This is a genomic window from Pseudoalteromonas sp. P1-16-1b (genome assembly GCF_001401785.1).
GTDB classification, from domain to species: domain Bacteria; phylum Pseudomonadota; class Gammaproteobacteria; order Enterobacterales; family Alteromonadaceae; genus Pseudoalteromonas; species Pseudoalteromonas undina.
The window spans coordinates 1-251 of record NZ_LKGQ01000067.1 but is presented as its reverse complement, the minus strand read 5'-3'; the positions used below and the strand labels follow the sequence as shown (position 1 = coordinate 251).

At 61.8% G+C, this 251-nt stretch carries 1 pseudogene; it reads left to right on the top strand.

The annotated features are described in order from the left end of the window. Positions 1-251, top strand: a pseudogene (locus AN392_RS18550) (F0F1 ATP synthase subunit beta); the annotation flags it as partial.

Genomic DNA, 251 nt, shown 5'->3' with positions numbered 1-251 from the left:
CGTACCCGTGAGGGCAACGACTTCTACCACGAAATGAAGGACTCCAACGTCCTCGACAAGGTGGCGATGGTGTACGGCCAGATGAACGAGCCGCCGGGCAACCGTCTGCGCGTCGCCCTGACCGGCCTGACCATGGCCGAGTACTTCCGCGACGAGAAGGACGAAAACGGCAAGGGTAAGGACGTCCTGCTGTTCGTCGACAACATCTACCGCTACACCCTGGCCGGTACCGAAGTGTCGGCACTGCTGGG